Source organism: Kribbella sp. NBC_01510 (assembly GCF_045040325.1).
Classification (GTDB): Bacteria; Actinomycetota; Actinomycetes; order Propionibacteriales; family Kribbellaceae; genus Kribbella.
In genome coordinates this window covers 8,787,366-8,800,613 of record NZ_CP109418.1, presented here as the reverse complement: position 1 = coordinate 8,800,613, position 13,248 = coordinate 8,787,366, and the positions used below count along the sequence as shown (strand labels likewise).

General features: G+C 69.3%; 13 protein-coding genes. 7 read left to right on the top strand and 6 right to left on the bottom strand.

Features of this window, described 5'->3' with window-relative positions; translation table 11 throughout:
• Nucleotides 1-58: 58 nt before the first annotated feature.
• Genes OG558_RS42885 through OG558_RS42860 form a run of 6 tightly spaced genes read left to right on the top strand, consistent with a single transcriptional unit; the run spans nt 59 to nt 5,436 of the window.
• Nucleotides 59-1,057, top strand: a complete 999-nt coding sequence (locus OG558_RS42885; protein ID WP_405068155.1) for an NAD(P)-dependent alcohol dehydrogenase — start codon at nt 59-61, stop codon at nt 1,055-1,057.
• The gene (locus tag OG558_RS42880) at nt 1,054-1,953 is read left to right on the top strand and encodes an ABC transporter ATP-binding protein (protein ID WP_405068154.1); all 900 of its coding nucleotides are present in this window, start codon (nt 1,054-1,056) and stop codon (nt 1,951-1,953) included. Before OG558_RS42885 ends, OG558_RS42880 begins: the two co-directional genes overlap by 4 nt.
• Entirely contained in the window at nt 1,950-2,753 is an 804-nt protein-coding gene (locus OG558_RS42875; RefSeq protein WP_405068153.1) for an ABC transporter permease, read from the top strand. Before OG558_RS42880 ends, OG558_RS42875 begins: the two co-directional genes overlap by 4 nt.
• Nucleotides 2,754-2,757: 4 nt before the next feature.
• Entirely contained in the window at nt 2,758-3,618 is an 861-nt protein-coding gene (locus tag OG558_RS42870; RefSeq protein WP_405068152.1) for an SDR family oxidoreductase, read from the top strand.
• 40 nt (nt 3,619-3,658) lie between these two features.
• Complete coding sequence (locus OG558_RS42865; RefSeq protein WP_405068151.1) at nt 3,659-5,035, top strand: PLP-dependent aminotransferase family protein; 1,377 nt, start codon at nt 3,659-3,661, stop codon at nt 5,033-5,035.
• A gap of 2 nt (nt 5,036-5,037) precedes the next feature.
• Nucleotides 5,038-5,436, top strand: coding sequence for a VOC family protein (locus tag OG558_RS42860; protein WP_405068150.1), 399 nt, complete (start codon nt 5,038-5,040; stop codon nt 5,434-5,436).
• Between the two features lie 327 nt (nt 5,437-5,763).
• Here the strand turns inward: OG558_RS42860 and mmuM are convergent, their stop codons facing one another.
• The 6 genes from mmuM to OG558_RS42830 are packed head-to-tail and all read right to left on the bottom strand — an operon-like array spanning nt 5,764 to nt 11,772.
• On the bottom strand, nt 5,764-6,714 hold the full coding sequence (mmuM, locus tag OG558_RS42855) for a homocysteine S-methyltransferase (protein ID WP_405068149.1): 951 nt from the start codon (nt 6,712-6,714) through the stop codon (nt 5,764-5,766).
• Complete coding sequence (locus tag OG558_RS42850) at nt 6,698-7,624, bottom strand: FAD-dependent oxidoreductase (protein WP_329480016.1); 927 nt, start codon at nt 7,622-7,624, stop codon at nt 6,698-6,700. The genes mmuM and OG558_RS42850 overlap by 17 nt, the downstream gene beginning before the upstream one ends.
• Before the next feature lie 51 nt (nt 7,625-7,675).
• On the bottom strand, nt 7,676-8,998 hold the full coding sequence (locus OG558_RS42845) for an enolase C-terminal domain-like protein (protein WP_405068148.1): 1,323 nt from the start codon (nt 8,996-8,998) through the stop codon (nt 7,676-7,678).
• Complete coding sequence (gene kdgD, locus OG558_RS42840; RefSeq protein WP_405068147.1) at nt 8,995-9,909, bottom strand: 5-dehydro-4-deoxyglucarate dehydratase; 915 nt, start codon at nt 9,907-9,909, stop codon at nt 8,995-8,997. Before kdgD ends, OG558_RS42845 begins: the two co-directional genes overlap by 4 nt.
• A 52-nt stretch (nt 9,910-9,961) precedes the next feature.
• Complete coding sequence (locus tag OG558_RS42835) at nt 9,962-10,654, bottom strand: FadR/GntR family transcriptional regulator (RefSeq protein ID WP_405068146.1); 693 nt, start codon at nt 10,652-10,654, stop codon at nt 9,962-9,964.
• Entirely contained in the window at nt 10,651-11,772 is a 1,122-nt protein-coding gene (locus OG558_RS42830) for a mandelate racemase/muconate lactonizing enzyme family protein (protein ID WP_405068145.1), read from the bottom strand. Before OG558_RS42830 ends, OG558_RS42835 begins: the two co-directional genes overlap by 4 nt.
• 104 nt (nt 11,773-11,876) lie before the next feature.
• On the opposite strand from OG558_RS42830, the gene glsA reads away from it, so the two are divergent.
• A complete protein-coding gene (gene glsA, locus OG558_RS42825; protein WP_405068144.1) occupies nt 11,877-13,232 on the top strand; it encodes a glutaminase A in 1,356 nt (451 codons plus the stop codon).
• The last annotated feature ends 16 nt before the right edge of the window (nt 13,233-13,248 follow it).

Sequence of the window (13,248 nt, the reverse complement as noted above, 5' to 3'; positions counted from 1 at the left end):
CTGGGGGCTCCGAGATCCGGTACACGCTTCGAGATCCAGCACACCAGGGGGAACCACCATGGCCATCACGACCACGACCACGATGCGGGCGATCGTGCAGGACAGGTACGGCGAAGCCGACGTCCTGCAGGTCGGACACATCGCCCGGCCCGAACCGGCCGCGAACGAGGTACTCGTCCACGTGCACGCCGCCGGCCTCGACCGCGGCACCTGGCACGTCATGACGGGCAAGCCGTACCTCCTCCGGCTCGCCTTCGGGTTCCTTGGCCCGCGGAACCCCGTGCCCGGACGAGATGTCGCCGGCACGGTCGAGGCCGTAGGCGCGGCGGTGACCAAGTTCTCCGTCGGCGACGAGGTGTACGGCGTCGCACCCGGCTCGTTCGCCGAGTACGCCGTCACCCGCGAGGACAAGCTCGCCCCCAAGCCGGCCAACCTCTCCTTCGAACAGGCCGCTGTGGTCCCGGTCTCCGCGCTCACCGCCCAGGATGCGTTGACCACCGGCCGGGTCGAGGCCGGCCAGCACGTCCTGATCATCGGCGCATCAGGTGGCGTCGGCAGCTACGCCGTACAGCTGGCCAAGGCCTCAGGGGCGGAAGTGACCGGCGTGGCCAGCACCGCCAAGCTGGACCTGGTCAGGGCGCTCGGCGCCGATCACGTCATCGACTACACCCGCGAAGACTTCGCCGAGACCGGGAATCAGTACGACCTGATCATCGACATCGCAGGCAACCCCAAGCTCTCGAGGCTCCGGCGCGCGCTGACGCCAACCGGGACGGCCGTCATCACCGGTGGTGAGGACGGCGGCAGCCTGAGCGGCGGTATGAACCGGCAGTTCCGCGCGCTGGCCCTGTCGCTGTTCGTGCGCCAGCGCCTGACCTTCTTCGTCAACAAGGAACGCGGTAGCGACCTCGAACGGCTCACGCCCCTCATCGAGGCCGGCAAGGTCACCCCAAGCCTCGACCGGACCTACCCGCTCGACCAGGTCCCGGATGCGATGCGCCACCTGACCACCGGCAGGACCCGCGGCAAGATCGCCATCACCGGCCTGTCCGCGTGATCACCGTCGAGCGACTCACGAAGAAGTACGGCGCCACCCTCGCGGTCGACGACGTCAGCTTCACCGCCGCCGCGGGCCGGGTGACCGGATTCCTCGGCCCGAACGGCGCCGGCAAGTCGACCACGATGCGGATCATGGTCGGGCTGACCCGGGCCACGTCCGGAACCGCCACGATCGACGGGCGGAGGTTCGCGGACCTGCCCAACCCGGGGCTCGAGGTGGGCGTCCTGCTCGACGCGTCCGCGCAGCACGCCGGTCGCACCGGCCGCGAGATCCTGACCCTGGCCCAGCGCCTGATGGGCCTGCCGCGCACCCGGGTCGAGGAGATGCTGGCCGCGGTCAGCCTGACCCCGGGCGAAGCCTCCCGGCGGGTGGGGGAGTACTCCCTCGGCATGCGGCAACGGCTCGGTATCGCGACCGCCCTGATCGGCGACCCGGAAGTACTGATCCTCGACGAGCCCGCGAACGGACTGGACCCGGCCGGCATCCGCTGGATGCGTGACCTGCTCCGCGGGTACGCCGACCGCGGCGGAACCGTGTTGCTGTCCTCGCACCTCCTCCACGAGATCGAGGTCATCGCCGACGACATCGTCATGATCGGCCACGGCAGGATCGTCTCCCAAGGCACCAAGAGCGAACTGCTGCACGCGGCCGGCACGATCGTGCGCGCCGTGGATCTGGCCCGCCTCGAGCAGGCGTTGACGGACTGGGGACTCACCGCGAGCCCGACCGGCGACGGCGCGCTGCGGACCGACGCGGACGCCGCACTCGTCGGGACGGTGGCGCTCGAGTCGGGGATCGCCCTCACCGAACTGCGGGCCGCCGAAGGCGCCGGCCTGGAGGAAATGTTCCTCGAGCTCACCTCCACGACCCAGCGCGAAGGAGCACCGGCATGACCGCCGTCGCAGTAGAAGCCGTCCGGCCGCGCCGAGCCGTCGTCCAGCCGGTCCCGCTGACCCGCATCATCGCCGTCGAGCTCCGCAAGATGTTCGACACCCGATCCGGTTTCTGGCTGATCGCCAGCATCGCGATCACCGCCGTACTGGCCGCCGCCGGCGTCATCCTGTTCGCCGCGGAGGACCAACTCACCTACTCCACCTTCGCGACCGCGATCCGCTTCCCGGTGGTGATCATCCTGCCGCTGGTCGCGATCCTGGCCGTCACCAGTGAATGGAGCCAGCGCACCGGCCTGACCACCTTCACGCTGACCCCGCACCGCGGCCGGATCATCACCGCCAAGGGGATCTCGTCGGTCGTCATCGCGATCGCGGCGATGGCACTGACGTTCGCGGTCGGGGCCCTCGGCAACCTGTTGGGTGCCGCCGTCACCGGCGCCACGCTGGTGTGGGACGTGACGATCACCCAATGCCTGTACTACGTCCTCGGCATGGTCCTGAGCCTGCTGATCGGCTTCATGCTGGGCGTCCTGATCCGGGCCTCGATCGGGGCGGTGGTGGCGTACTTCGTCCTCACCTTCCTGCTGCCCACGATCTTCAGCCTGCTGGCCGCCGGCTCCCAGTGGTTCCACGACCTGCAGCCCTGGGTCGACATCCAGTTCGCGCAGAGCGGCCTGTTCGTCTTCGACAAGTCGCTGACCGGCGAGCAGTGGGCCAACATCGCCGTCACCGGTATCGTCTGGCTTGTCATCCCGCTGCTGATCGGGCTCCGGATGGTGATGCGAGCAGAGGTCAAGTAGGCAGATGACACCTGACCACGAGGGTCCGATGGCCGGCCGGACGGTGCTGGTCACCGGCGGCACCGGCGGCATCGGGAAGGCCACCGCCGCCGGCCTCGCCATCCTCGGCGCCCGCGTCGCGATCACCGGTCGCGACCGCGGGCGCGCCGAGGCTGCCGCAGACGAGATCCGCACGGCGACCGGCGCGCAGGTGGATGTCTTTGTCGCGGACCTGTCCTCGCAGGCACAGGTACGGCGGTTGGCCGCCGAGGTACTCGCGGATCGCGCCCGCATCGACGTGCTGGTCAACAACGTCGGCGGCTACTGGAACACCCGGCACGTCACCGCCGACGGGCTCGAGCGCACCTTCGCCGTCAACCATCTGGCACCGTTCCTGCTCACCCAGCTGCTGCTGGAGCGGCTCGGGGAGAGCGGGACGGCCCGCGTGGTCACAGTGTCCTCGAACGCACACACCGCCGGGCGCATCGACTTCGAGGACCTGCAGGGGGAGCGGTCCTACTCCGGCGAAGGGGCTTACAGCCAGTCCAAGCTCGCCAACATCCTGTTCACCTACGAGCTCGCCAGACGGCTGCAGGGAACCTCGATCACCACCAACGCGCTGCATCCCGGCGTGGTGCGCACCGCCTTCGGTGCCGAGGATCCCAGCGGCGTGCAGCGAGTACTCGTTCCGGTTCTGCGGCCGTTCCTGAAGTCTCCGGCGCGGGGTGCCGCCACCTCGATTCACCTGGCGTCGGCACCAGGTCTCGCGCAGGTGTCCGGAAAGTACTTCGTCAACGGCAAGCCCAAGGCGTCCTCGGCGCGCAGCTACGACGAGGCGGCCGCGAGGCGGCTCTGGGAGATCAGCGAGGAACTGGTGGCGGGCTGAACGGACTGGGACGCGAGGCGGCGGGATAGGGTCCCGTTTCATGGAGGATTCCGATGTGGTCGGGGCGGATCTTCATCTGGATCTGGCCGCGGCACGGGGACGCAACGAGCTGGTCCGGGCCTTGCACGACTCGATCCGGAGCGGGCGGTTGCCGGCTGGCACGCGGTTGCCGTCGTCGCGGTCGCTCGCCCGCGATCTGGGGATCGCCCGCAACACAGTCGCCGACGCGTACGGACAATTGGTCGCCGAGGGCTGGCTGACCGCACGCCAGGGGTCCGGCACGGTCGTCGCCAACCGCGTCAGCACACCGGCGATCGCCGTACCGACGTTGCCTGAGGCAAGGAGTTTCCGGTACGACCTGACGCCGGGGTCGCCCGATGTGTCGACGTTTCCGCGGGGTGAGTGGCTGGCCGCGGCCCGGAAGGCGTTGCCCGCGGCGCCGAACGAGGCGTTCGGACTGGGTGATCCGCGCGGCCGGATCGAGTTGCGCCGGGTGCTCGCCGACTACCTGGCCCGGGCGCGTGGGGTGCGGGCCGATCCGGAGCGGATCCTGATCTGCTCGGGGTATGTGCAGGCCCTGAGTCTGCTCAGCGAGGCCGTCAAGGCCCAGGGCGGTACGACGATGGCGGTGGAGGAGTTCGGGTACGGCCTGCACCGGGACGTGATCCGGGCGCGCGGTCTCGAACCCGTGCCGGTGCCGGTGGACGAGCTGGGTGCACAGGTGTCGGAGCTGTCCGGTCAAGGTGTGCTGCTCACGCCGGCCCATCAGATGCCCACGGGCGTGCCGCTCGCGCCTGAGCGTCGTACGGCGGCGGTCGAATGGGCCCGGGAGTCCGGGGCGGTGCTGATCGAGGACGACTACGACGGGGAGTTCCGCTACGACCGGCAGGCGGTGGGGGCGTTGCAGGCGCTGGATCCCGAGCGGGTCGCGTACACGGGGACGGCGAGCAAGAGTCTCGCACCCGGCCTTCGGCTCGCCTGGATGGTGTTGCCGCAGCGGCTGATCGAGCCGGTGATCGCGGCCAAACGGACCGCGGACTACCAGACCGCGACGCTCGACCAGCTGACGCTGGCGGAATTCATTGCCTCCGGCCACTACGACCGGCACGTCCGGCGCTCGCGCATGCACTACCGCCGGCGTCGGGACCGCCTGGTCGAACTGCTCGCGGTCCGCTCCCCGGAGGTCAAGGTCGCCGGCATCTCGGCCGGAATGCACGTCCTCCTCGACGTACCGGGTGACGCCGAGGACATCGTCGCCCGCGCCGCCCGCCAGGGTCTCGGCCTCGCCAGCCTCAGCAGGTACCACTTCGACCCGACCCCGGCCACCCGCCAAGCCGTCATCGTCGGCTACGGCACGCCACCCGACCACGCCTACCCCGGCGCCCTCGACCTCCTCTGCCAGGTCCTAGGCGTGTGACCATGCCAGCTGATGCGTCGGCACCGATCCACAACCGGATCGGCGCAGTCTTCGTCCACGTCACCGACATGCAGCGGGCGATCGCCTGGTACAGCGCGCTCCTCGGCGTGCCGCAGTCGGCGACGAGCCATGAAGGACTGATCTACGACGTCCCGATGGACGGTCCGACCGGGCTGACCCTCGACGGTCATGCGCATGCCCGCGGCGCGTTTCAGCCGGGCGGGCCGCTGCTGATGCTGCCCGCCGACGACATCCATGCGGCGCACGCCTTCGCCGGCGAGCACGCACGGGAGGTCGGACCGGTGGAGGACATCGGCAGCGTCAGCGTCTTCCACCTCGCCGACCCGGACGGGAACAGGCTCATCGTGTACGCCGAGAACCGACCAGGCGACACCAGCTAGCTCTGCCAAGAGGCGTGGAGGTCGTTGCCGCACGCATGCGGACGGTGGCTGGGGGTGTGCAAGGTCGACAGGAGGTGTCCGCCCTGGCGCCGGCCTGGCCGGCCGGGGTCAGGCGTGAATGCCACGCCCGACCAACGCCCCCGACCGACACCTCCTGTCGAGCTTGCACACCGGCCGACCTCGCCCACACATCCAGCAGTAGAGCCCAATTTCAGAGGTCAACCTCGCAGCTGCACCCTTCTATCCACCGCATGCCAGATGTGAAGGGACCAGATCAGGGGTGAACCCCACACCTGGCCTCCCCGGCTGACTTGGCTTGACGGGGCACTAGCTTCGACCGATAGCGCTGGCCAGGGCGCGGATGTCCGCTGGGCCGACCCGGCAACAGCCGCCGATGTACTCCGCTCCTGCCCGCCGCCAACCGAGGGAGAGGGTGGTGAGGGTGCGCATGGTGGTGGGGTAGGTGGTTGGGTCGGCGATCGGGCCCGGGATGGCGGTTGGAGTCGTGATTGTCGGGGTTGCGGTCCACTGGTGGGTGGTGGCGTCCCAGGATTCGCCGCTGTTCGGGTAGGCGATGGCGGGTTTGCCGGTGACCGCGACAGCCGTCTCCACTGCCTGTTGCACGTCGTCCGGCCGGCAGCAGTTGATGCCTACGGCAACCACCTGGTCGATCGCGGCGATCGCGAAGGCGTCCTTCAGTGGTTGGCCGGCGCGGGTGCGCGAGCCCTCGATCGAGTACGAGAACCAGGCCGGGAAGTCCATTTCGGCCAGCAACTCCACCAGCACCTCGGCCTCGTCCGTATCCGGGATCGTCTCGACCGCGAGCAGATCCGGCCCGGCGCCGATCAGCAGCTCCAGCCGCGGCCCGTGGAAGTCTCGAAGGACGTAAGCCGGCACGCCGTACCGACCGCGATACTCCGAGCCGTCCGCGAGCATCGCGCCGTACGGCCCGACCGACGCGGCAACCAACCGCCCGCCGCCGCCCAGCGCGTCCCGTACGTCGCGGGCGATCCGCACACTGCTGGCGATCAGCCGCTCGGCCTCACCCCGCGATAGCCCGGCGCGCTCGAAGCCGATCACGCTCGCCTGATAGCTGGCGGTGGTCGCGACCATCGCCCCGGCTTCGTAGTACGCCCGATGCACCGCGGCAATCTCCGCCGGCGCATCCTTCAGCAACCGCGCCGACCACAACGCGTCGGACAGATCATGCCCGCGATCCTCGAGGGCGTTCGAGAGGCCGCCGTCGAGGATGACCGGGTGATCAGACGCTTTGGACAAGTTCGAAGACCTCGTCGGCGCAGCCCCAGGAGAGGGTGACGCCGGAGCCGCCGTGGCCGTAGCAGTGGATGACAGGCTCGCCGGTGCGAGTGCGGACGAGTTCGCAGCGGATCGTCGGGCGGGCCGGACGGAGCCCGACGCGCTGCCGGAGGATCTTCGCCTTGCGGAGTTGCGGGACGAGTTCGGCAGCGCGGGCGAGGATCTGGTCCGTCGTCTCGGGGTCGACCGCCATGGTCCAGTCGCCGGGCTGGCTGGTGCCGCCGACGACGACGTCGTTCTCGCGGGGGATGACGTAGGTGAGGTCGTAGGGAGGGCGGTCCGCGATCAGCCACTCGGACAGACCACACTGCTCGACCGTCATCACCTGACCGCGGACCGGCGTCACGGTCGGGTCGGCGGCGGTCAGCCGGGCGCCGAGGCCGGTGCAGTTCACCACCAGGTCGGCCGAGGTCGGCAGCGCGGACAGCGCCGAGCGGGTCAGCGTTCCACCGGCCTGCTCGAGCCGCTTCACCAGCGCTTGCAGATAGACCGGCATCTCGATCACCGGCGCCGTGAACGACCACCCGTCCACGAACCCGGCCGGCGGCGACGGCACCCGGGCCAGATCAGGCAGTACGTCGGCCCAGCGCGGATCCGGCGTCCGTTCCTCCAGGAACTCGCGCCCGTGCCGCATCCGCACCGACGGCTCGAGCTCCGCCAGCTTCGCGAACTCCTCGTACGCCGTCCTGGACCAGGCGGCGACGCGATCCTCGGGGGCCGACAGGTACGGGTACCAGATCGCAGCCGCCACCGCCGACGTCGTCTCCAACGGCAGGTCGCGGGCGAACACGGCCACGTCGTACCCACCCTCGGCGAGCCGGACGGCACAACTCAGCCCGATCACGCCCGCACCCACCACGATCACGCGCATCTACAGATTGTTACCCGCTGATCGCGATCACGCCACCGGTTGCCTGCGGCATCAGCGCACCAGACAGGGCCGCTTCGGGTCGAAGGTCCAGTCCTCGATCAGGTACTGCATCGCGACCGCGTCGTCCCGCGCACCGAGTCCGTGCCGCAGGTACAGCTCGTGCGCGACGGCCAGTGCGTCGCGATCGAGTTCGACACCGAGACCAGGACGGTTCGGTACGGCGATCTCGCCGCCGACGATCTGCAGTGGCTCCTTCGTCAGCGACTGCCCGTCCTGCCAGATCCAGTGCGTGTCGAGCGCGGTGATGTCGCCCGGCGCGGCAGCACCGACCTGGGTGAACATCGCGAGCGAGATGTCGAAATGGTTGTTCGAGTGCGACCCCCAGGTCAGCCCGAAGTCGTGGCACAACTGCGCGACCCGCACCGACCCGGCCATCGTCCAGAAGTGCGGATCCGCCAGCGGGATGTCCACCGCGTCGACCCGGATGGCCTGCGCCAGTTCGCGCCAATCGGTCGCGATCATGTTGGTCGCCGTTCGCAGCCCGGTCGCTCGCCTGAACTCGGCCATCGTCTCCCGCCCGGAGAACCCCGCCTCGGCGCCACATGGATCCTCGGCATACGCGAGTACGTCGTGCAGCCCCGAGCACACCGCGATCGCCTCGCGCACCAGCCAGGCGCCGTTCGGATCGATCGTGATCCGCGCGGACGGGAACCGCTCCGCCAGCGCGCGCACCGCGTCGATCTCCACGTGGGCGTCGAAGACCCCGCCCTTCAGCTTGAAGTCCGCGAATCCGTACCGCTCCTGCGCCGCCTCGGCCAGCGCCACCACCGCGTCCCGGGTCAACGCCGGCTGTCGCCGTAGCCGCGACCAGCGATCACCGAAGCCGTCGTCGGTCAGATACGGCAGCTCCGTGCCCGCCGGATCACCGACATAGAAGAGATAGCCGAGCACCGGCACGGCAGATCGCTGCTGCCCGTCGCCCAGCAGCTCGGCCACCGGTACGCCGAGATGCTGCCCGAGCAGATCGAGCAGAGCCGACTCGAGTCCGGTCACCGCGTGGACCGTCGTACGGAGGTCGAAGGTCTGCAGACCGCGGCCACCTGAGTCGCGGTCGGCGAAAGCACGGCCGACGTCCCGCAGGAGTTGGCGGTAGCGCGCGATCTCCTGGCCTGTCACCAACCCCGCGGCCTCGCGGATGGTCGACGCGATCTTCTCGCCGCCCGGCACTTCGCCCAGGCCGGTGTTGCCCGAGCTGTCGGTCATGATCACGACGTTGCGGGTGAAGAACGGGCCGTGCGCGCCGCTCAGGTTGAGCAGCATGCTGTCGTACCCGGCGACCGGCACGACCTCGACGGACGTGATGGTCGGCGTCATTGGATCTTGCCGATCAGATCGGTCAGCTGGGCGACCTCTTCGGTGGTCAGGTCCTGTAGCGGCGGCCGGACCGGGCCTGCGCTGCGCCCGATCGCGGTGAGGCCGGCCTTGACGATCGAGACGGCGTACCCCTTCATCCGGTCGCGGATGTCGAGGTAAGGGATGACGAACTCGTTCAGCTTGCGGTAGACCGACTCCCGGTCCTGCGCGACGACGTCGGCGTAGAAGCCGAGCGCGAACTCGGGGACGAAGTTGAAGATCGCCGACGAGTACGTGCTGACGCCGAGCTGCAGCAGCGGCAACGCGAACGTCTCGGCCGTCGGCAGGCCGCCGATATACGTCAGCCGGTCGCCGACGCGGGCGTAGGTGCGGGTCATCAGCTCGATGTTGCCGACGCCGTCCTTGAGGCAGACCAGGTTCGCGTTCCGGTCGGCGAGTTCGGCGACGGTGACATCGGTCAGGATCGCGTTCGCCCGGCTGTAGACGGTGACTCCGAGATTGGTACTGCGACAGACCGCCGACACGTGCTCGCTCAGACCACGCTGACCGGCTTCGGTCAGGTACGGCGGGAGCAGCAAGACCCCATCAGCGCCGGCGGCCTCGGCGGCCTGTGCTTGCTCGATCGCGGTCGCCGTACCGCCGGTGGCGGGTGCGATCACCGGGACCCGGCCATTCACCTCGGACACCGCCGTACGGACGACCTTGTCGATCTCCGCCGGGGTCAGGGAGAAGCCCTCGCCCGTGCCGCCCGCGGCGAACAGGCCGGCGACGTCGTACTGGCTCAGCCAGGAGAGGTGCTCGCGGTAGCCGGCCTCGTCGAAGCTCAGGTCAGGAGTGAAATGCGTGACCGGGAAGGACAGCAGTCCGGTCTTGAGCTGGGCAGCCAGTTCGGCGGGGGAGTAGTGGGTCACGCTCGTGAGCCTAGGAAGCATTCTGAATACCTGTCCAAGTTCGTTTTTGGATCTATCGATGCTCTGTGGGCATCGCGAGGCGGTGGCGGGTGTTCGCCAGGTGCACCCGCGCTGCGGCTCGGGCCGCTTCGGGGTCGGAGCGGGCGATCGCGGCGTGGATGTTCTCGTGCTCGTGCACGACGCGGGTGAGATGGTCGGGGTCCGACATCTCGTACGCCGGATCCAGCCGGGTCCGCGGCAACAGGATCATCATCGGCCCGAGCGACCCGATCAGGTCGGAGTAGAAGCGGTTCCCGGCCGCGGCCGCGACCTTCAGATGGAACGCGAAGTCCGCCTCCACCGAGCGGCTCGGGTCGTCCCCGATCCGCCGGAAGTCGGCCAGCGCCCGCTCAATCCCTAGCAGCTGATGCTCGGTACGCCGTACCGCCGCAAGGCCCGCCGCCTCGCTCTCGACGCCGATCCGGAAGTCCATCAACTCCAGCACGTCCTGATGCGACCGAACCTCCCGCAGCCCAGAGGTCCGCTCCGGCACCTCCAGGACGAACGACCCGCGTCCCTGGAACGTCTCCACCAACCCGGCGGCCTGCAGCCGCGAGACAGCCTCCCGCACCACCGTCCGGCTGACGCCGAACTCTTCGACCAAGCTGTTCTCGGCCGGCAACTTCTCGCCGGGCGCGATCTCTCCACTGAGGATGCGCCGCTTCAGCTCCTCGACCAGCTCGTAGGCCAGCCCTCGTCCGCTCATCGGGTGCCGAACTCACACGCGTCGACCGTCCACGCGGCGCACTGCTCGCTCGTGGTGAAGCCCAGGCCCGGACGGTCGGGCACGAGCATGCGGCCGTCCAGTGTCTCCAGCCGCTCGTTGAACAAGGGATTCAGCCACTCGAAGTGCTCGACCCACGGTTCGCGCGGATAGGCCGCGGCCAGGTGCAGATGGATCTCCATCGCGAAGTGCGGCGCCAACTGAAGTCCATGATGATCAGCCAGCGTGGCCAACTTGAGGAACGGCGTGATGCCGCCGATGCGCGGCGCGTCCGGCTGGATGATGTCGGCAGCCCGCGCTTCGATCAGCCGGACGTGTTCGCCGACACTCGACAACATCTCCCCGGTGGCGATCGGCGTGTCCAGCGCAGCCACGAGCTCCGCATGTCCGAGCGCGTCGTACGCATCGAGCGGCTCCTCGATCCACACCAGGTCGAACTGCTCCAGCACGCGGCCGAACCGCAGCGCCGTCGGCCGGTCCCACTGCTGGTTCGCATCCACCATCAGCGGTACGCCGTCGCCGAGGTGCTCGCGGACCGCGCGGACCCGCTCGAGGTCGATCCGCGTGTCCGGCTGCCCGACCTTGATCTTGATCCCGCCGATGCCGTCCGCCAGCGACTTCGACGCGCGCTCCTTGACCTCCTCGATCGGCGCGTGCAGGAAGCCACCGGACGTGTTGTAGGCCCGGACCGAGTCACGATGCGCCCCGAGCAACTTGGCCAGCGGCAGACCGGCCCGCTTCGCCTTCAGATCCCACAGCGCGATGTCGATCGCCGCGATCGCCTGCGTCGCCACCCCGGACCGTCCGACCGACGCGCCCGCCCACAGCAGCTTGTCGTACACCTTCGCGATGTCCGACGGATCCTCGCCGATCAGCCCGCTGGCGACCTCCTTGGCATGCGTGTACTGCGCCGGACCACCGGCCCGCTTCGAGTAGCTGAACCCGATCCCGTGCTGCTCCTGCGCGGTCGCGATCTCCGCGAACAGGAAGACGATCTCGGTCATCGGCCGCTGCCGGCCGGTCAGCACCTTGGCGTCGCTGATCGGCTGGTCGAGCGGCAGGACGACGGAGGACAGCCGGACATGGCGGATGTGGTCCATGCAGTGATCATACAAGCAATCAACTTGTACGACGACTAGCTGTTTGACGGTCTCGTAACACCAGGGAACCAGCCCGGAAACACACGCCGGAGAAGGTCTGTCGCATGGCCGAATTCGACGTGGAGAGTCTGTTCCGCTCGCTCGACACCGACCGGGCGAACGTGGTCTGGAAGTGGAAGCTGCTCGAGGAGCTGGGGCAGGCCGGTCTCCGCGCCGACGACCCGCGCGTCGAGCGCGCGGTGAGTTCGACGGTGGACTCCGATACGCCGTTCGAGCCCGGTCAGCCGGAGTGGCTCGACTTCGAGCAGTTCCGGGAAGTGGTCCGGGAGCCGGTGATCTGGCGTGCCTTGCAAGGGCAGCTGTCGATGCGGCCGGACGAGTTCGCCGAGTTCACCCAGGGCGTCGAGCGGATCTACGCCGAGCTCCTGGACGAGCGGTCCGGTGAGGTCGCGCAGTACATCCCGACCTTGCGCAACGCGGACCCGGAACGGTTCGGAATCGCGGTCTGCACGGGGGACGGGCAGGTGTTCCAGATCGGCGACGCGACCGTCGGGTTCAGTGTGCAGTCGACGTCGAAGCCGTTCAGCTACGCGATGGCGCTCGAGCAGCTCGGCGCCGCCGACGTGCACCGCTGGGTCGGTCAGGAGCAGAGCGGCGGGACCTTCAACGACCCGAGGCTGTCGCTGGACGCGGCCGGCAAGCCGCAGAACCCGATGATCAACGCCGGCGCGATGGCGACCCTCGCGCTGGTCGAGCCCGACCTGGACGTGTCCGAGCGGTTCGCCAAGGTCGAGCAGACCTGGGCCCGGATGATGGGCGCGCCACCCGGTTTCGACCACCGGACCTTCCTGGCCGAGCGCGACACCGGCCACGGCAATCGCGGCCTGGCCAACCTGATGGCCGCGAAGGACATGCTGAACGTGGACCCGAAGGACCGCGACGCGCCGCAGAAGGCGGCCGAGTTCTACTTCGCCGTCTGCTCACTCGAGGTCGACGCCCAGCGGCTCGCGGCGGCCGGAGCCACGCTGGCCAACGGCGGCGTCGCGCCGTACTCGGGTGAGCGGGTGTTCTCCCAGGAGACCGCTGGGCGGGTGTTGTCCGTGATGGGACACAGCGGGATGTACAACGACTCCGGGCAGTTCGCCGGCCAGGTCGGGCTGCCGGCGAAGTCCGGCGTCTCGGGCAACGTGATGCTTGTGGTGCCGGAGAAGCGCCTCGCGGTCGTCACGTTCTCGCCGCGGCTGGACGAGGCGGGCAACTCGGTCCGCGGCGTCGAGGTCTGCAAGCGGCTGGTCAACGAGTTCGGCCTGCACCCGTACCAGAGCCTGGGCGCCGAGCGTGAGGTGGCACGGCTTGCGTTCGGAGGGGTGACGAGGCCGGGTGGCGGACGTGCAGGCCAGCACAATGCAGCGGCCCCCGCCACGGCGAGCGTGACGAGGGCCGGCGAGCTGCAGTTGTGATGGCCTGGCGGTCCGG

What these genes read in the sequence shown, in the direction of transcription:
- OG558_RS42850 (WP_329480016.1), bottom strand. Translation starts at nt 7,624, where the DNA reads ATGCGCGTGATCGTGGTGGGTGCGGGCGTGATCGGGCTGAGTTGTGCC.
- OG558_RS42835 (WP_405068146.1), bottom strand. Translation starts at nt 10,654, where the DNA reads ATGAGCGGACGAGGGCTGGCCTACGAGCTGGTCGAGGAGCTGAAGCGG.
- OG558_RS42845 (WP_405068148.1), bottom strand. Translation starts at nt 8,998, where the DNA reads ATGACGCCGACCATCACGTCCGTCGAGGTCGTGCCGGTCGCCGGGTAC.
- OG558_RS42860 (WP_405068150.1), top strand. Translation starts at nt 5,038, where the DNA reads ATGCCAGCTGATGCGTCGGCACCGATCCACAACCGGATCGGCGCAGTC.
- OG558_RS42865 (WP_405068151.1), top strand. Translation starts at nt 3,659, where the DNA reads ATGGAGGATTCCGATGTGGTCGGGGCGGATCTTCATCTGGATCTGGCC.
- OG558_RS42885 (WP_405068155.1), top strand. Translation starts at nt 59, where the DNA reads ATGGCCATCACGACCACGACCACGATGCGGGCGATCGTGCAGGACAGG.
- OG558_RS42875 (WP_405068153.1), top strand. Translation starts at nt 1,950, where the DNA reads ATGACCGCCGTCGCAGTAGAAGCCGTCCGGCCGCGCCGAGCCGTCGTC.
- OG558_RS42870 (WP_405068152.1), top strand. Translation starts at nt 2,758, where the DNA reads ATGACACCTGACCACGAGGGTCCGATGGCCGGCCGGACGGTGCTGGTC.
- OG558_RS42830 (WP_405068145.1), bottom strand. Translation starts at nt 11,772, where the DNA reads ATGGACCACATCCGCCATGTCCGGCTGTCCTCCGTCGTCCTGCCGCTC.
- glsA (WP_405068144.1), top strand. Translation starts at nt 11,877, where the DNA reads ATGGCCGAATTCGACGTGGAGAGTCTGTTCCGCTCGCTCGACACCGAC.